Source organism: Luteibacter sp. UNCMF366Tsu5.1 (genome assembly GCF_900119235.1).
Lineage (GTDB): Bacteria > Pseudomonadota > Gammaproteobacteria > Xanthomonadales > Rhodanobacteraceae > Luteibacter > Luteibacter flocculans.
Genome location: NZ_FPIS01000001.1, coordinates 1106257 through 1123612, shown reverse-complemented (window position 1 = coordinate 1123612; position 17356 = coordinate 1106257). Strand labels below are relative to the sequence as shown.

General features: G+C 66.5%; 16 protein-coding genes, 1 tRNA gene and 1 other RNA gene. 12 read left to right on the top strand and 6 right to left on the bottom strand.

What is annotated here, in order from left to right:
* Nucleotides 1-83: 83 nt before the first annotated feature.
* Nucleotides 84-2717 carry a hybrid sensor histidine kinase/response regulator gene (locus tag BT115_RS04860; protein ID WP_072321374.1) on the top strand — a complete coding sequence of 878 codons (2634 nt, stop codon included), beginning with the start codon at nt 84-86 and terminating at the stop codon, nt 2715-2717.
* On the opposite strand, the gene BT115_RS04855 is transcribed toward BT115_RS04860, so the two are convergent.
* Nucleotides 2714-3367 (bottom strand): response regulator, encoded by a 654-nt coding sequence (locus tag BT115_RS04855; protein WP_072321373.1) that lies wholly within the window; start codon nt 3365-3367, stop codon nt 2714-2716. The genes BT115_RS04860 and BT115_RS04855 overlap by 4 nt on opposite strands.
* A gap of 119 nt (nt 3368-3486) precedes the next feature.
* Here BT115_RS04855 and BT115_RS04850 point away from each other — a divergent pair, with 119 nt between their 5' ends.
* The 3 genes from BT115_RS04850 to BT115_RS04840 all read left to right on the top strand — a co-directional run bounded on the left by BT115_RS04850 (nt 3487) and on the right by BT115_RS04840 (nt 6218).
* Complete coding sequence (locus tag BT115_RS04850) at nt 3487-4410, top strand: YihY/virulence factor BrkB family protein (RefSeq protein ID WP_072321372.1); 924 nt, start codon at nt 3487-3489, stop codon at nt 4408-4410.
* A gap of 48 nt (nt 4411-4458) precedes the next feature.
* The gene (locus BT115_RS04845; protein ID WP_072321371.1) at nt 4459-5751 is read left to right on the top strand and encodes an Nramp family divalent metal transporter; all 1293 of its coding nucleotides are present in this window, start codon (nt 4459-4461) and stop codon (nt 5749-5751) included.
* Between the two features lie 62 nt (nt 5752-5813).
* On the top strand, nt 5814-6218 hold the full coding sequence (locus tag BT115_RS04840) for a DUF6165 family protein (RefSeq protein WP_072321370.1): 405 nt from the start codon (nt 5814-5816) through the stop codon (nt 6216-6218).
* A 39-nt stretch (nt 6219-6257) separates the two neighbouring features.
* Here BT115_RS04840 and BT115_RS04835 read toward each other — a convergent pair whose 3' ends face one another.
* A complete protein-coding gene (locus BT115_RS04835) occupies nt 6258-7268 on the bottom strand; it encodes a glycosyltransferase family 9 protein (protein ID WP_255369385.1) in 1011 nt (336 codons plus the stop codon).
* A 111-nt stretch (nt 7269-7379) separates the two neighbouring features.
* On the opposite strand from BT115_RS04835, the gene BT115_RS04830 reads away from it, so the two are divergent.
* The 8 genes from BT115_RS04830 to BT115_RS04795 all read left to right on the top strand — a co-directional run bounded on the left by BT115_RS04830 (nt 7380) and on the right by BT115_RS04795 (nt 12598).
* Nucleotides 7380-8108, top strand: a complete 729-nt coding sequence (locus tag BT115_RS04830) for a 3-deoxy-D-manno-octulosonic acid kinase (protein WP_072321369.1) — start codon at nt 7380-7382, stop codon at nt 8106-8108.
* The gene (locus tag BT115_RS04825; RefSeq protein WP_072321368.1) at nt 8105-8863 is read left to right on the top strand and encodes an MBL fold metallo-hydrolase; all 759 of its coding nucleotides are present in this window, start codon (nt 8105-8107) and stop codon (nt 8861-8863) included. Before BT115_RS04830 ends, BT115_RS04825 begins: the two co-directional genes overlap by 4 nt.
* Before the next feature lie 106 nt (nt 8864-8969).
* Nucleotides 8970-9060: transfer RNA gene (locus BT115_RS04820), tRNA-Ser, on the top strand.
* 238 nt (nt 9061-9298) lie between these two features.
* Nucleotides 9299-9395: signal recognition particle sRNA small type (gene ffs / locus BT115_RS04815), an RNA gene on the top strand.
* A gap of 239 nt (nt 9396-9634) precedes the next feature.
* Nucleotides 9635-11308, top strand: coding sequence for a DNA polymerase III subunit gamma/tau (gene dnaX / locus BT115_RS04810; RefSeq protein ID WP_072321367.1), 1674 nt, complete (start codon nt 9635-9637; stop codon nt 11306-11308).
* Nucleotides 11305-11628: a YbaB/EbfC family nucleoid-associated protein gene (locus BT115_RS04805; RefSeq protein ID WP_072321366.1), complete on the top strand. Its 324-nt coding sequence runs from the start codon at nt 11305-11307 to the stop codon at nt 11626-11628. Before dnaX ends, BT115_RS04805 begins: the two co-directional genes overlap by 4 nt.
* Nucleotides 11629-11646: 18 nt before the next feature.
* Nucleotides 11647-12246 carry a recombination mediator RecR gene (recR, locus tag BT115_RS04800; protein WP_072321365.1) on the top strand — a complete coding sequence of 200 codons (600 nt, stop codon included), beginning with the start codon at nt 11647-11649 and terminating at the stop codon, nt 12244-12246.
* 7 nt (nt 12247-12253) lie between these two features.
* A complete protein-coding gene (locus BT115_RS04795; protein ID WP_072321364.1) occupies nt 12254-12598 on the top strand; it encodes a histidine triad nucleotide-binding protein in 345 nt (114 codons plus the stop codon).
* Between the two features lie 202 nt (nt 12599-12800).
* On the opposite strand, the gene BT115_RS04790 is transcribed toward BT115_RS04795, so the two are convergent.
* From BT115_RS04790 to BT115_RS04775, 4 genes are read right to left on the bottom strand one after another with little or no spacing between them, the layout of a single operon-like run.
* The gene (locus BT115_RS04790; protein WP_072321363.1) at nt 12801-13397 is read right to left on the bottom strand and encodes a Slp family lipoprotein; all 597 of its coding nucleotides are present in this window, start codon (nt 13395-13397) and stop codon (nt 12801-12803) included.
* A gap of 42 nt (nt 13398-13439) precedes the next feature.
* The gene (locus BT115_RS04785; protein WP_072321362.1) at nt 13440-15431 is read right to left on the bottom strand and encodes a transglutaminase TgpA family protein; all 1992 of its coding nucleotides are present in this window, start codon (nt 15429-15431) and stop codon (nt 13440-13442) included.
* On the bottom strand, nt 15428-16384 hold the full coding sequence (locus BT115_RS04780) for a DUF58 domain-containing protein (protein WP_072321361.1): 957 nt from the start codon (nt 16382-16384) through the stop codon (nt 15428-15430). Before BT115_RS04780 ends, BT115_RS04785 begins: the two co-directional genes overlap by 4 nt.
* Complete coding sequence (locus tag BT115_RS04775) at nt 16384-17295, bottom strand: AAA family ATPase (RefSeq protein ID WP_255369384.1); 912 nt, start codon at nt 17293-17295, stop codon at nt 16384-16386. Before BT115_RS04775 ends, BT115_RS04780 begins: the two co-directional genes overlap by 1 nt.
* Nucleotides 17296-17356 lie beyond the last annotated feature (61 nt).

The following is a 17356-nucleotide window of genomic DNA, read 5'->3' as shown; positions in this document are numbered from 1 at the left end:
CGTGTTGTAGCCCGCGACGCCTCCCTGGCCCATAACACATTCCGGCTAGAGGCCCATGGGGCTGTGCGACCATTGGCAGCCTGATGACGCGATTCTTCCGTATTCCCAAGCTCGCCCTGATCGCCGTGCTGGCGGCGACCATGCTCGCCACCTCGGCCGGGGCCGGCTGGTGGGCCTGGCATCGCGAACTGGCGGATATCGCGCATGCCTCGGCAGACCGTCTGCATCTGCGCGCGTCGGCGGTACGGCGCCTGATCGATCGCTTCACGGTCCTGCCTGACGTGCTGGCGCTGGACCCCGAGTTGCGCGGGGCGCTACGTGGCCCCTTGTCCCCGAGCACCGTCGCGGCGCTGAACGAGAAGCTGGCGCAGGCCAATGGCGCCGTGCACTCGTCCACGCTGACGCTGCTGGATCGCGAGGGCCGCGCGGTCGCGGCGAACAACTGGGACACGCCGGGTAGCAACGTCGGCCTCGATTACCGTTTTCGTCCCTATTTCCACAACGCCATGCGCGACGGTCGCGCCACGTTCTACGCCTTGGGCGTATCGACCCGCGTGCCCGGGTACTTCATCGCGCGTGCCGTCGACGACGAGATGGGACAGCATCTGGGCGTGGTCGTGGTGAAGATCACGCTCGACGAGGTACGCGAGGACTGGGCGCTCAGCGACGATACCGTCGCCCTCGCCGACGAGCACGGCGTCGTGTTCCTCGCCAACAGCGACGGTTGGCTCTATCGCGCACTGCGGCCACTGGCACCGCAGGACGTGGCCGCCATCGACACCACGCGGCAATACGGCAACCGTCCGCTGACGCCGGTCGCGCGACGCGTGCTTGGCACGGTGGGTGACGGTGCACTGCGCGTCACGGTGGACTCGCCGGCGGTACCGCACGAAGTCGTCTGGCGCAGCATGCCTCTGCCACGGCAGGGTTGGACCCTGCACTTGCTCGCCGATGCGCGGCCGGCATGGGACGCCGGGCGAAACGCCGCGCTCGTCGTGCTGGCCGGATGGTTGCCACTGATTCTTTTTGGCCTGTTCATTCAGCAGCGTATCGGTCTCGCGCGCCTGCGGCAGCGCAGCCGCGAGGAACTCGAACGCATGGTGGCGCACCATGCCGCCGCACTGCGTACCGCGCAGGACAGCGTCGTCGCTGCGGCACACGAGGCAAGCCAGGGCGGGCACAGCAATCTCGATCACCTTCCGCAAGGGGTCAGCGTCATCGACGGCGAACTGCGTCTGGTGGCCTGGAATTCCCGCTACCGCGAGATCTTCGGCTTTCCCGACGAACTGCTGAAGGTAGGGCAGCCCATCGAGGCGCTGTTTCGCTTCAATGCGCGTCGCGGTCTGTTGGGGCCGGGCGACGTCGAGGAGGCCATCCAGCGACGTCTCGATTACCTGCGTGCCGGCAGCCCGCACATGTACGAGCGCGAACGACCGGACGGCACCATCCTGGAAATTCGCGGCAATCCCTTGCCGGGTGGCGGGTTTGTCACGAGCTATGCCGACATCACGGCCTACAAAGCGGCTGCGCGTGAACTGCGCACCTTGGCGAGCACCCTCGAACAGCGCGTGGATGAGCGAACCCGCGATCTGCACGAGGCGAAGGCCGAAGCCGAGCGCGCGAGTCGCTCGAAGACCCGCTTCGTCGCCGCGGCCGTGCATGACTTGCTGCAACCGTTGAACGCCGCGCGCATGTTCATCGGAGCGCTGGCGGATGGCGCGCTGGCGCACGCGGAACGCCAACTGGTCGAACAGATCCGCTCGGCGCTGGATACGCAGGACGACATGCTCGCGAGCCTGCTCGATGTGTCGCGCCTGGAAGGCGGCGCGGTCGAAGCGCGTTTCAGTGCGGTGTTGCTCGGGCCGATGCTTGCGGAACTGGGGCGGCAGTTTGCCGTCCTCGGCAAGGCGCGCGGGCTGGACGTCCGCCAGGTCGAAACGACCGTGGTGGTGCGCAGCGATCCCTTGCTGCTGCGTCGCGTGCTGCAGAACTTTTTGTCGAATGCCGTGCATTACACGCCACGCGGGCGCGTGCTCATCGGCGTGCGGCGCCAGCACGGGCAGGCCAGGGTCGAGGTCTGGGACACCGGTATAGGCATTCCCGAGACCAAGACGCGGGCGATCTTCGACGAGTTCCTGCGCCTCGACAACGGTGTGGATCGCGAGCGCCGCGGCGCGGGGCTGGGCCTGTCGATCGTGGACCGGATCGCCCGTCTGCTCGGCGCGCCGGTAACGGTACGCTCTTGGCCTGGGCGGGGCAGTGTGTTCTCGATCACCTTGCCGCTCGCCCTCGAAGGCATCGGGCACGCTGACTCCGCCGACTACGGGGTGGACGATTCACCATTTCGCGGCAAGCGCGTGCTGCTTATCGATGGCGATGCGGCGGCGCGGCGGGTGACGTCTGCGTTGCTGTCGTCGTGGGGCTGCGACGTGGTCACCGTCGGCAGCGCCGAAGCCGCATTGCGCCATGCCGAGACCGACGAGGCTCCGGCCATCCTGTTGCAGGAAGATCCACTCGACGGTGCGAGCGGCGACGAACTGCGCGCGGCGCTGATCGCCCGCTGGGGACGCTCGCCACCGACGGTGTTGCTGTCGGTCGCGCCGTCCGCCGCGGCCATCGAACATGCGCGTGGCCTCGGGCTGCGCTATCTCATCAAGCCACTGGCCCCGGCGCGCCTGCGTGCGGTCATGAGTCGTCTGCTGATGACGTCCGACTAGCCAGGGTGCGAACCGTCGACGCCTTCGTCGACGTCGAGCGATTTCACCAGCACCGCGGCCTGCGTACGTGAGCGGCATTCGAGCTTGGACAGCACGGCGGTGACGTGAATCTTCACCGTGTTCTCCGCGAGCCCGAGTTCGGCCGCGATCTGTTTGTTGAGCAGCCCCTCGGCCATCAGCATGAGCACACGAAACTGCGCCGGCGTGAGCCGTGACAGACGTGCCGCCAGGCGAGCGTCCTCGTCGCTGCGTTCAGCACGGGCGGCCGTGAAGGCCGTGCCGCCGGCCATCACCTGGGCGACGGCTTCGCGCAACGCTTCGGCCGATGCGGACTTGGACACGAAACCTGCCGCGCCGAACTGTTGGGCGCGTCGTACGTTGCGTGGGTGGTCGTTGGATGTGACGACCAGCACGGGAATGTCCGGGTGTTCCCCGCGCAGCCACAGTAACGACGAGAACCCCATCGCCCCGGGCATGGTCAGGTCGAGCAGGACCAGATCGATTGGGTGGCCCTCGGCGAGCACCGCCTCCATCGCACTGTGGCTGGCCGCTTCCCGTGCCGTGCCGCCGCGCAGGGGCTCGGCGAGCGCATGCAGCAAGGCGGCGCGGAACATGGGGTGGTCGTCGGCGATCAGCAGGTTCAAGGCCATTGCGCCATTCTAGGGCCCACGCGATGCATTCGCTCCGGTTTCTTGCTCTCCCGTTCACATCCTGTGCGCTTCGTCTTTATCGGCTGCCCGCGATGGTGGTGGACTTGAGGAGAGACGAAATGAAGAAGGCCTTTGGTGCCGTCAAGCAAACGGTCGTATCGGCGGTTGACGGATTCAGCGACGACGAACTGATGACCCGCGCGGCGGCGCTGTCCTTCTACGCCGCGCTGTCGTTCGCGCCGTTGCTGCTTCTGCTGGTGTGGGTCGTCTCGATGCTGCATCCGGCCTGGCAGGACGAACTGTCCAAGGCGCTCGCGGGTGTCGTGGGCGACCGCGCTGCGGAGGCCCTGAACGGCGTGATCGCCAGCGCCAAGTCGCATCCTCGGCTGGGCGATCTGGCCGGCGTGATCGGCATTGGCGTGACGCTCTTCGGTGCATCTGCAGTATTCGCACAGTTGCAGGGCACCCTCGACCGCGTGTGGCGGGTGAAGGCCAAGCCGGGTGAGGCGGTGGGCGCATGGCTGCGTGCCCGCGCTAGGGCGTTCGCGCTGCTGGGCGGTATTGCCTTCATGTTGATCGTGTCGTTCGTCGTCAGTGCGGTCATCCACGCACTGTTCCGCGACGATGCGACGGTCTGGAGCGTCGCCGAATACGTCGTGTCGGTGCTGGTGTTCATCGCCGCCTTCGGTGCCATGTACAAGGTCCTACCGGACGCGCTGATCGACTGGAGCGAGGCGCTCATCGGTGCGGTGCTTACTACGGTGCTGTTCCTGGCGGGCAAGTACGCCATCGGCCTTTACATCCAATACTCGAACGTCGGCGGTGCGTACGGTCCGGCGGGAGCCTTCATCGTGCTGCTGACATGGACGTACTACTCATCGATCATCGTCCTCCTGGGTGCGGAGTTGACCCGGGGCGTGGCGGAAGCGCGCGGCAAGCCGATCCGCCCGAGCGAGCACGCGGTCAAGATCGAGGCCGCACCCGCGGAGCTGCCGCCGGAAGAGCCTCGGAAAAGTGCGTCCAGCCACGTAGGGCATCTGTAGTATGGTGACTCACAGTGGCGCGATCCCCGCCGCCACGGGGTGGTGAGCATGCTCCAGAAGGTCTCGCCGGAGCTTCCCGAAGAACCGGTCATGCGCGAGGTGCTCGACGGGCGCCGCCGTGGCTTCGCCGGTTTGCTGCCGTTCGCCGGGCCCGCCATGGTCGTATCGGTGGCATACATCGACCCTGGCAACTTCGCTACGAACATCCAGGCCGGCGCACGCTACGGGTACGCCTTGCTGTGGGTGGTGGTGCTCGCGAACCTCGTGGCGATGCTGTTCCAGAGCCTGTCTGCGCGGCTGGGTATCGTCACCGGATTCAACCTTGCCCAGCTATGCCGCGCCCATCTGCCCAGGCCGCTGGTCTACGTGATGTGGGTGGTGAGCGAACTCGCGGCCATGGCGACCGACCTCGCGGAATTTCTTGGTGGGGCGATCGGCCTCGCGCTGCTCTTTCACATGCCGCTGCTGGTCGGCATGGGTATCACCGCGGTGGTCACGTACGCCTTGCTGCTGCTGGAAGGCAAAGGCTATCGACGCCTCGAACTCACCATCGGTGCGCTGGTGGGCGTGGTGGGTTTGTCGTACCTCGCCGAGCTGTTCATTGCGCCCGTCGGTTGGGCATCGCTCGGTCAGCAGATCTTCGTGCCCCGTCTGCCGGATAGCGCCGCCATCGCGATCGCTGTCGGCATCATCGGTGCGACGGTCATGCCGCATGCCTTGTTCCTGCACTCGGGGCTGACCGAGCGGCGAGCGCGTCCGAAGACCCGCGACGAGCGTCAGCGGATCATCCGCCTGTCCAACCTCGAGGTGATTCTTGCGCTGTCCTTAGCGGGCCTCATCAACCTGGCGATGGTCGTCATGGCGGCCGGTGCGTTTCATGGAAGCCATCCGGATGTGGCGAAGATCGAGACGGCCTACCAGACCCTGGTGCCGTTGCTGGGCGGCGCCGCGGCGACCATCTTCCTCGTTTCGCTGATCGCCTCGGGCTTTTCCAGCTCCGTGGTCGGCACGATGGCGGGGCAGATGATCATGCAGGGCTTCGTCGAGTTCCACATCCCCCTGTGGCTGCGCCGATCGGTCACGATGCTGCCGAGCTTTGCCGTGGTGCTGATGGGCGTGGATGCTACGCGTGCCCTGGTACTGAGCCAGGTGGCGCTGAGCATCGCGTTGCCGTTCCCGATGATCGCTCTGGTCTGGTTCACCAGCCGGAGCGAACTGATGGGCCCGTTCCGCAACCGCCCCGCGGTGAGCATCGCTGCTGTCGCAGCCGCCCTGGTGGTGCTGGGGCTCAACATGGTCTTGCTGCTGGACGCGTTCGGCCTGATTTCGTTGGAGGCTTAGCGCGACGCCAGCCGCACGGCAAAGCTGGTAACCTCCGCCGCCTGACCGACCGGAGATCGACCATGAGCCTCATTCAGACCCCCGTTTCTTACGGCGAACTCATCGACAAGATGACGATCCTCCAGATCAAGCTGCAGGAAATCACGGATGAGGCCAAGCTTGCCAACGTGCGCAACGAGCTCGAATTGCTCGATGCCACCTGGAAGAACGACAAGGCCTCCGAAACCGATATCGCCGACGAGACGGCGCGGCTGCTCGCGGTGAACAAGCGCCTTTGGGATATCGAGGACCGCATCCGCCTGAAGGAAAAGGCACAGGCATTCGATAACGACTTCATCCAACTCGCGCGCTCGGTGTACTTCGAGAACGACGAGCGCGCGGCGATCAAGCGCGAGATCAACCTGAAACTGGGCTCCACGCTGGTCGAAGAGAAGTCGTACCAGGATTACCGCGCGCCGCAGGCCTGATCGTCGGCAGCGGCGCCGCGGTGGCGGTGCTGCTGTCGGTCAGCCGGCCAGGTGAAGGGCGAGGTGCGCCGCGCAGGCTTCGAAGCGCTCGATCATCTCGTCCACCCGCACCAGATCCATCACGCCGGGCTTCTCGATCTTCGTTCCCCAGGGAATCTCGGACGCGGGCTTGCCGAGGAACTTGCGGGCCGCTTCGTCGTATTTGTCCACACACCAGCGGCGGTCGGAGTATGGACCGGACCGGTGCGGATTGCTCGCCGCATGCAGGCCCAGCACCTTCACGCCGGCCGCGTTAGCCATGTGCATCGGGCCGGAGTCGGGCGTGAGGATCATGGCGCTGCGCGCCAGCAACGCCATGAAGCGCTTGAGCGTGTCCTTTCCGGTCAGGTCGATCGGCTTCTGGCGTACGGCCGCGAGTATCGCGTCGGCAAGGGCGCGTTCGCCCTCGGAAGGACCGCCGACCAGCGCCACGCGCATACCGCGCGCCGTCGCGTGATCGATCACGGCCGCGTAGCGCTCCACGCGCCAGTTGCGCACGGTATGGCTCGACATCGGGCTGACCAGCAAGGTCGGCGTCTCGCCCTGCAATTGCTCCGCGGCCCACGCGTGCGCCTCGTCAGGCACGGGAATGTTCCAGCGTACGGCCGTCTGTTTCAGGCCCAACGGTTCGATGAAGCTCGCCATCGCATCCAGTACGTGCTCGCCGCTGCGCGCTTCGATGCGCTCGTTGACGAACAGGCCGTGTAGATCCTTCGAGCGCGCCTTGTCGTAGCCGATCCGCCGATCCGCCTTGACCGCGAGGCTCAGCAGGTTCGAACGCAGCGCCACCTGCATATGCAGTAGGGCATCGAAGCGGCGACCCGCGAGCGCATCGCGCACGGCCTTCATACCTGCACGTCCCGCGGCCTTGTCGAAGGTCACGAATTCCACGCCGGGAAGGTCGCCGACGAGGCGGCGTTCGAGCTTGCCGACGATCCAAGTGAGCCGCGTTTCCGGCGCCTTTTCCTGCAAGGTGCGGATAAGCGGAACAACATGGGTCACGTCGCCGATAGCCGAAGTGCGCAGGATGCAGAGGCTGGAATCTCCCGGCGGGAGGGGGTGGCTTGTTAGACTGGGCACGATCGGGTTACCGGATGGGTGGCCGCGGAAGGCGGCCGGCAAATGACAGAGCAACGAGTGGAGGAGGGTGCGGGCGGAACGATTCTGTTCGACGCGGCCCGTGTACCTCAAGTCGACGCCAATTGGTTCTTGCCCCAGTACTGGCGCGAGCGCGATGCCTTGCGCTCGCAGCCGGGCGGTCGCGGCGGCGTGGCGATCATCGACACGCCGGCCGGCGAGGCCGTGCTTCGCCATTATCGCCGCGGCGGCATGGTCGCGCGCCTGCTGGGCGACCGTTATCTCTTCACGGGCGCGCGGCGTACCCGCAGCGCACGTGAATTCCGCCTGCTGGCCGAGCTGTGCCGGCGCGGCTTGCCCGTGCCGGCACCCCTGGCGTCGCGCTTCGTGCGCCATGGCCTGCGCTATTCGGCCGATCTCATCACCGCGCGCATTCCCAGCGCCGCCACGCTGGCCGAGCGCCTGGCCGATGGCGCGTTCAATGCGGTACTCGCGCGGCGGGTGGGCGAGCTGGTGGCGCGCTTTCACCGTGAAGGCGCGTGGCATGCCGATCTCAACGCGCATAACGTGCTGGTCAACGATAGCGGTCTGTACCTGATCGATTTCGATCGTGGTCGGCTGCGCACGCCCGCGGCGCGCTGGCGCCAGGCGAATCTGGCTCGCCTGAAGCGTTCGCTGATAAAGCTCGGCGCACGCGATGCCGCTGGCGACACCTTCGATGCGGAGTGGTGGCCGGCCCTGATGGAGCAGTACGAACGGAGCCTGCACGCATGAGCTGGGATCTGCGTTTCCTCGGCACCGGTGCCGCGCATGCCGTGGCGCTGGGTTCCTCCGCCGTGGTGCTGGAGCGCGACGGGTGCCCGCTGCTGCTGGTGGACTGCGGCCCCGATACCCTCGATCGATACACAGACACCTACGGTGCGCCACCCTCCGCGCTGTACATCACGCATACGCACATGGATCACGTCGCCGGCATGGAGCGGCTGTTCTTCCGGCTGTGGTTCGACGACGCACTGCGTGGGCGCACCAAGGTCTTTTTGCACGCGGGACTGCTGCCGTGGTTACAGGGCAGGGTGGCGGACTATCCCGGCGCGCTCGCCGAAGGCGGCGTCAATTACTGGGAGGCGTTCCGGCTCGTGCCGTGCACGCGCGGTTTCTGGCATGAAGACCTCTGGTTCGACGTGTTTCCCACGCGGCACCACGTGCAGGGCACGTCCTATGGTCTCGCCTTGCGCGGCAGCTTCGTCTTCACCGGCGACACGCGTCCCGTGCCCGAGGCGCTGGCCCTGCATGCCGTCAACGGGGAGCAGATCGCGCACGATTGCGGGCTGATCGGCAATCCGTCGCATACCGGCGTGGACGACCTGGAACGCGAATACCCGGCCGGGCTGCGCGAACGCATGACGCTTTACCACTACGGCAGCGCCGAGGACGGTGAGGCACTGGTCGCGCGTGGTTACCGTATCGCGCGCCCGGGAGACCGCGTCGCACTGCCGGAACCGAAGCCTCCGCGGCCCACCGCCGGCTGACGAAGCCGGTCTCGCGCCAGTCGCGACGCTTGTTTCACCTCGCCCGTCCCGTTATCCTTCCGCTTCTTTGCCGGACAGGATGCCGGGGAAGAGGAAGTACCAGTGCGGAGAGGTGTCCGAGTGGTTTAAGGAGCACGCCTGGAAAGTGTGTATACGTTAATAGCGTATCGCGGGTTCGAATCCCGCCCTCTCCGCCAGTTGCAAGATTGTGGTCATCCCGACGCTGCGGCTCCGTTTAACGAAGCCTCGACGTGGGGGCGGGATTTGAACCCGCGCGGTTCGACGAATTTGTATGGAACAAATTCGGTCGGCCGCAGGCCGACCCCGGAGGGGCGAGGGCAGGAAAGCCCGAGCAATCCCGCCCGGCGTGAACAAGTTAGGTAACCTGCTTTTCGCGATGCGAAGCGAGCAGTAAACAACGTTTTATGGTGACCCTGTCGGTCCCCCCGCGACGATAGTCCGTAAACTCCGCCAGGTCCGGAAGGAAGCAACGGTAGCGGACGATTCGGGTGCCGGGGTGTGGCTGGCAGGGTCATCGCCTTTTCGGGGCGTGCTTTCGCGACCCTTCGCTCCTTGGCACAATCGGCGGACAGACCCGGCCCTCAGCGACGAATGATGGGGTGACCTCTGGAAGGGCCGCCTGGATGCCCGCATCTCTTGGACAGAGAGCCCTTCTTCCCGGCGCGACGCAGACACCTTGGCGACCTTTGCGGGCGCCATGGCGCTTACGATAACGGGCCGGGGTTTCCTGGCCGTTCCAAGGTACAACGCATGTCCTATCAGGTCCTCGCACGCAAGTGGCGCCCGCGCAAGTTCGCAGAGCTCGTGGGCCAGGAACACGTGGTTCGAGCGCTCACCAATGCGCTCGACTCCGGGCGCATGCACCATGCCTATCTGTTCACTGGTACCCGTGGCGTCGGCAAGACCACCATCGCGCGCATCTTCGCCAAGTCGCTCAATTGCGAGCGTGGCGAATCGGCCGATCCGTGTGGCGAGTGCGCGGTCTGCACGGCGGTGGATGCCGGCCGTTTCGTCGACCTGCTCGAGATCGACGCGGCCAGCAACACCGGTGTGGACGACGTGCGGGAAGTGATCGAGAACGCGCAGTACGCACCATCGCGCGGGCGGTTCAAGGTCTACCTCGTCGACGAGGTGCATATGCTCTCCAAGCCGGCGTTCAATGCGCTGCTGAAGACGCTGGAAGAACCGCCGCCGCACGTGAAATTCCTGCTCGCGACCACCGACCCGCAGAAGCTGCCGGTGACGGTGCTTTCGCGTTGCCTCAAGTTCAATCTGAAGCGTCTGCTGCCCGAGCAGATCTCCGGGCAGATGCGGCACATTCTCGCGGCCGAAGGTATCGAGTACGAAGACGACGCCATCGGTGAACTTGCCCACGGCGCCGACGGCTCGCTGCGCGATGGCTTATCGCTGCTCGATCAGGCCATCGCCTATGGCGGTGGTACGCTGCGCGCGGCCGACGTGCGCGCCATGCTTGGTAGCGTGGAGCGCGGGCAGGTGCTCGGCGTGCTTGAAGCACTGGCGACCGGCGACGGTGCGGCGCTCATGGCGGAAGCCGATCGCATCGCTTCGTTCTCGCCCGACTTTGCCGGTGTGCTAGACGATCTCGCCACCGTGTTGCACCGTGTCCAGTTGCTCCAACTGGTGCCGGGTTATCGCGGCGAGGAAAGCGACGAAGGTCTCGCGTCCCTCGCCGAACGCTTGAGCCCCGAAGACGTGCAGTTGTACTACCAGATCGCCACCAACGGCCGCCGCGAACTGCCCATGGCGCCTGATGCGCGTATCGGCTTCGAGATGGTGCTGTTGCGCATGCACGCGTTCCGTCCCGCGGATGCAGCGCAGGGCACATCGGCCGTGCGTGAAAGCGCGCCGACGCCATCCGCTGCGCCGCGTGCCCGCCCGGCACCGCCGGTACCCGCTGCTGCGCCGGCTCCTCGCGCACCACCTGCGCCAGCGGCACCGGCGCCCGTGGCTGCGCCGACGCCCGCCCCGGCCCCGGCACCCGCCCCGCAGCGTCCCATCGCCATCGGTGCCGACGGCCTGCCCGATTGGCACGACATCGTCGAGCGAGCGAACCTGCGCGGCCCCATCGGGCAGCTGGCGCAGAACTGCTCGCTGCGTGAGATCGACGGCGAGAGCATGGTGCTCGCACTCACGCCCTCGCACATGCATCTGGCCGTGGAGCCCTTGACCAGCCAGATGGAAGAAAAGGTATCGCACGCCCTCGGGCGTCGCGTGCGTTTCCGCTTCGTTGCCGATCGCGGCAATCTCGGCACACCAGCGGAACGTCGCGCGCAGGCGCTCAGCGATGCGCAAGCCCATGCGGAGGCCTCGATGGAGACCGATCCGCTCGTACAGACGCTCAAGCGCGAATTCGACGCGCGCGTCATCCCGCAATCGATCAAACCCGTGGAGCCAGGAACGTGAAAGGTCAAATCGGTCAGCTCATGCAGCAGGCGCAGCGCATGCAGGACGAAATGAAGCGCGCGCAGGAAGAACTCGCCAAGGCGGAAATTACCGGCAGCGCCGGTGGCGGTCTGGTCACGGTCACCATGTCCGGCGGGCACGAAGTGCGTTCGGTGCATATCGATCGTCAGGCGTTCGCGGACGATCCGGAAATGGCCGAGGATCTCGTCGCCGCCGCCATCAACGACGCCGTCAACAAGATCGCCGAACTCAGCCGTAGCCGGCTGGGCGGCGTCACCGCCGGGCTCAATCTGCCGCCTGGCTTCAAGATGCCGTTCTGACGGAACGCCGCCCTCACCATGAGTAACGGCTCCCGCCTTCTTGGCGAACTGATCGACGCCCTGCGCTGCCTGCCGGGCGTCGGTGCGAAGAGCGCCCAGCGCATGGCCTTCCATCTGCTCGAGCGAGAGCGGCAGGGTGGCTTGCGTCTGGCCTCCGCGCTGGAATCCGCCATGCGCGACGTGGGCAACTGCACCCGCTGCCGCAACTTCAGCGAGACGCCGGTGTGCAGCCTCTGCGCCAGCACCAGCCGCGACGGCCACGTGCTCTGCGTCGTGGAGTCGCCGTCGGATCTCGCCGCGATCGAACAGGCTACGGGATACCGCGGCCACTACTTCGTACTGCTTGGCCGCCTCTCGCCGCTCGATGGTCTGGGCCCCGACGAACTGGGCCTGCCGCTCCTGGCGGAACGCCTGGGCGAGGGTGACGTGGAAGAAATGATCATCGCCACCAATCCCACCGTCGAAGGCGAAGCCACCGCGCATTACATCGGCCAGCTCGCCCGCGCCGCCGGCATCCGCGCTACGCGCCTCGCGCACGGCGTGCCGCTGGGCGGAGAACTGGAATTCGTCGACCGCGGCACGCTGGCGCATGCCTTCGGCAGCCGCCAATCCCTCTAGGACTCCGATGACCGACACCATCTTTTCCAAGATCGTCCGCCGTGAGATTCCCGCCGATGTGGTCTACGAAGACACCGAGGTGCTGGGTTTCCGCGACCTGAATCCGCAGGCGCCGGTGCATGTTTTGTTCATTCCGAAGCGACCGATCGCCACCCTGGACGATGCCGTTCCCGATGACGCGGAACTCCTCGGCAAATTGCTGCTCGCCGCTGCCGCTTATGCCCGTGCCGAAGGCTTCGAAAAGGACGGTTACCGCACCGTCATCAACACGCGCGATCACGGCGGCCAGACGGTGTTTCACATCCATGTACACCTTCTTGCTGGCCGCCAGATGAGTTGGCCTCCGGGCTGATTGTGAGGCCGAAACCATGTGGCTGTGAGGTGTGTTTCCTCGCCGCCATGGCGGCTCCTACAACGGTAGGGGCCGCAGACCTGTGGGAACCGCTATAGCGGCGAGAGGCCAACGAAGCGATGTAGCGGTGAGCAAAAAAAAAGCGCCCCTCGAACGAGGGGCGCTTTTGTTAGAACACCAGCATCGAAGTGCCGGATTTCCTTTACTTGCCCCGGGGCGGGGGCGGCGCGTGATAGACGGGCCGTGGCACCACGATCGTGCGCGGGCGGTACCAGAACGGGTCGCCCCACGGGCCGTAACCGTACGGACCCCAGCCCGGGCCCCAGAACGGGTCGTAGAAGCCTGGCGGGTAGCGGTTTACCGGTACGCGCTTGGGCCACAGGTAGACCACGTCCGCTTCCACGCGCGGGTAGGCATAGTCGAAATCGCCGACCTTCTGCGTGACGGCGCCGCGAAGGGTGCCGGTCACGGTGATTTCGCGACCTCGGGTAAAGACCTCCGGATCGTAGAAACCGTCACGGCAGGCCACGAAGCGGCCTTGGCTTTCGGTCTTGCCGGCGGTCGGCCGTGCTTCGCTGTCGAGCGGTTCGGACAAGACGAAGAAGCAGGTCTGCTGCGGACCTGGCTCCGTCTTGATGATCTCGCCGCCCCAGCGGACCTTGGCGCCCGGCGCGCCGCCCTGCTGGGCGCCCGCCGTGGATACATCGTTGAACTGGCCCTGCAGCGGCTGAGGCACGGTGGCGCAGGCGCCTAGTGCGAGGGTCGCCGCGGCGATGGCCAGCGGTTTGTACATCGACATGTCACGTCTCCTGGAGATACCGGGCATGGCCGGAGCCATGCGTCATTTGACCACGCCGCGCGTCTTTAATTCCTTCACTGCGCGTCCGAATTCAGTGACGAGTTCAGGCGGCGGTTCGTCATGCCCGTAGCGCAAACGCAAGTAAAGCTCGCTCAACCTTTCCAAGGCATTTCTTTGTCCGGGCAGCGCGCGGGCGGCACGGGCGAAGAAATGCTTCGGACCTTCGCCGCTGCGCCGCACCACGCCCGTCCGGGCCAGCTTCCGTTGCAGACGACGCATCCATGCGTCCAGTGCGTCGCCTTCGCGCCGCTGGAACAGCGCCCAGGCCAATGCGCCCGCCACCAGCAAGGCACAACCGATCGCAAAGACCAGCGCCAGGTCGGTGACCTCGGCATGGGCGATGCCGAACGGTTGCAGCAATCCTTGCTGACGGAGTGCATCGAAGCCGATAACGCCGCGGTTCCACCATTGGTTGACCACGTCCCAGCGGTCGCGCAGGTTGCGCAGCCAGGGCATGTCGAACAGACCGTCGCCGCCGCCGTGTCCGGCATTGGCCGCGCTGGCGCCCAAGTGCACGCGCTCCGGCCGCACCGCTGCGGTGGGATCGAAACGTACCCATCCGCGACCTTCGAGCCATACCTCTGACCATGCATGCGCGTCGGAGCGTCGCACCAGCAGGTATTTGCCCGTGGTGTTCCAGTAGCCGCCCTGATAGCCGGTAACCACACGGGCGGGCAGGCCGGCCGCACGCATGAGGAACGTGAAGGCGGACGCGTAGTGCTCGCAATAACCTTCGCGCGTGCCGAACAGGAAGTCGTCGATGCGGTCGCGGCCGAGCGGCGCGGGGGCGAGGGTGTAGGAGAAGTCGCCGTGAAACATCGAAAGCGCGGCGCGAATCACGGCCGACGGGTCGCCGGCATGTTGTTGCGACCAGGACGCGGCGAGCGCGCGCGCGCGCAGGCCGACGCCCATGGGCAATTGCAGATTGTCGCGCCGCACGCCGTCGTCGAGCGTAGGCTCGAAACGGTAGCTGGTGGCCGCCAGTGCCGAGAAGGTCATCACCTCGTCGATGCGCTTGTTCGCCAGTACCGTATGGTCCGGCCGCAGCACGGTATCGTTCGGCGCCATCGTCGCCAGGTCGAGCATGGGCACCACGCGGTCGTGCGTGGGCTCCAAGGACGCCTGGTAGCTCACGCGCTTGCCGTAGTCGGCGGTCGATGGCGGGCGCCGGGTGCTGCGCGAGCCGGGACTCCAGCCTTCGCCATCGAACCACTGCATCGTATAAGCGCGGAAATAACGTGCCTCGTTCGGCGGCGGCGGTCCGTCGAAGGTCAGACGCATGGCCGGCGTGTCGTCGGTCATGAGGTCGAGCATGGTGCCGGGGGAGAGGCGGTTCGACAGCCCGGTCATCGCCTGGCCGCTTTGTGGCGTGCCCCATAGCGGCGTGCTCAGCCGAGGAATGAACAGGAACGCGAACAAGGACAACGGCACGGCCGCGAGCAGCGCCAGCAGTATCGGCACGAAGCCTCGCTTCCACGACGTGGCCTGCGGATCGACCGCTTCCAGAGAGCGCAGCGTCGCCAGCGCGGGAACGATACCCAGGCTGACGAAGAGGCTGGCGACCAAGCCTTGATCGAACAGCAATGCGCTCATGAGCGCGAAGCAGGCGAAGGCGACACCCACCCGCGCATCGCGGCGATGTTCGCTTTCTAGCAGCTTGAGCACGAGCAGACCAACGGCGAATGCGCTGCCGGGCTCGCGTCCGAACAGCGTGCCGTTCTGGACGATCACCGCGCCGAGCAGCAAGCCGACCAGCGGCAGCTTGATCCAGAGCGGCGGCTTGCGGTGACCGAGGCGGCGCTGGCGCCAGCGTGCCGCTAGCACGACCGCCAGCGCACCCGTGAGCCAGAGGGGCAGATGGCTCGCATGCACCAGCAGTACGAAACCCATGGTGAGGCACAGCAGGTCGAATGTGCGGGGGGCCAGCACGGCCTCAACCGGACGATCGCGCAACGACGGGCGAACGCCGGTCATGGGCGTACCGCCAACGCGGTCATGCAGCGGTGATAGTGCTCGTCGCCTTGGGCCACGTCGAAATACCCGTCGGGCAAGCGGAGGCTCCAGCGGCGACCGGTCTCTCGCGCCTCATCGATCCAGCGTGCGAGCCGCGCGATGCGCGACTCGTCGTCCAGACCATGCATGCCGTCCCAATCGAGCCGCCAATCTTCCTGCGGTGCCGGTTGCTCCAGATCCTTTACGAGCAGACCGTGATGACGCGCGCTGAGCTTCCAGGCGATCTGTCGGCGCGGATCGCCCGGGCGGTATTCGCGCAGGGCGGCCAGTTCGTCGCCGGGGCGCGGGCGGCCGCGGTCCGCATCCCCCTGCGGTTCGAACGGATCCGGCCCGAAGGCTTCGGGACGCGGATAGACGAGCACGGCGCGGTCCGGGTGCAGCCAGCTCCATGCGCGGAAAAGACCCAGTGGCCAGCGGCTGTGCAGACGCATGCGCGGCAGGGGCAGCCAGCCGCGGAAGTCGGTAGGCAGATCGAACTCCACCGTGACGGTGCCGCCAGCAGGAACGACGAACACATGCTCGCGCTCGCCGACGTCGAGTCGTACCGCCATGCGCTCGCGCTGGCTGGCGCTGACGTCGAGCGCCACGTGGATCGGTTCGCCAGCGCGCGCGGTACCGGCGCGCAGGCCGCCGATGGTGAGTCCGTTGAGCACGCGAAACGCCACGAGCATGCTGCCCGCCGTGGCGGCACCCAACTGGCAGGTGAGCATCAGGGCCGCGTTGTTCGCATAGTTCAACGAGCCCACCAGCATGACCGCCAACAGCACCGAGAAACCCACGCCGAAACCGGTCGGCACGATATAGATGCGCCGCCGGTGCAGATGGATCGGCAGCGGTTCGCGCTGGCGCAGGCGCGTCAACGAAGGCAGTCGCCGCTCCGCCCAGGCGATGAGCCGCGTTGCCTGCGCCCGCATCAGGGCACCGGCGTCTCGGCAAGGATCGCCCGCGCGATCGCCTCGCGCTGGCTGCCGCGTGCGGGTACCAGGCGATGCGCGGCCGCAGGAACGAATACCGTTTGCAGGTCTTCCGGAATGACGTAATCGCGACCGCTGAGCAGGGCCCACGCACGCGATGCACTGAGCAGCGCAAGGCCGGCGCGCGGCGACAAGCCGACGCGCACCTCGCCGTGCTTGCGGCTGGCGGCGAGCAGCGCTTGCAGATAGTCGAGCAGGGCACCGCTCGTGCGAACGGCCTGGGCCGCGGCATGCAACTGGTCGATGGCTGCAATGTCGAGCCGAGGCGTGAGCGTCGCCATCATGTCGCGGCGATCCTCGCCGGTCAGCAGCGCGCGTTCGGCCGCGGGATCGGGGTAGTCGAGGCTCAGCCGGAGCATGAAGCGATCGAGCTGCGAGTCGGGCAGGGGAAACGTGCCCGCAAGATCCAGCGGGTTCTGCGTGGCGACGACGAAGAACGGCTTGGGCAATGCGCGCGTGACCCCGTCCACCGTGGTCTGGCCTTCGGCCATGGCCTCGAGCAGGGCGCTTTGCGACTTCGGTGTCGCGCGGTTGATCTCGTCGGCGAGAAGCAGGCTGGTGAAGATCGGGCCGGGATGGAAGCGGAACTCCCCGGTCTCGCGCTCGTACACGCTGACCCCGATAATGTCCGATGGCAGCAGGTCACTGGTGAACTGAATGCGCTGGAATTCGAGATCGAAAGTGGCCGCCAGCGCGTGGGCGAGGGTGGTCTTGCCGACGCCCGGTACGTCCTCCAGTAGGAGGTGTCCGCCTGCGATGAGGCAGGTAAAGGCCAGTTTCACCTGGCGTGGCTTACCCAGCAGCACACCGTTGACCTGGGCAAGCGCTGCATCGAGGCGATGCCGGAGCATTTCATCGTGGAGTGGATTCGTCGCAGACATGATCGATGCACCTGCCCCCTGGCCTGCCGAT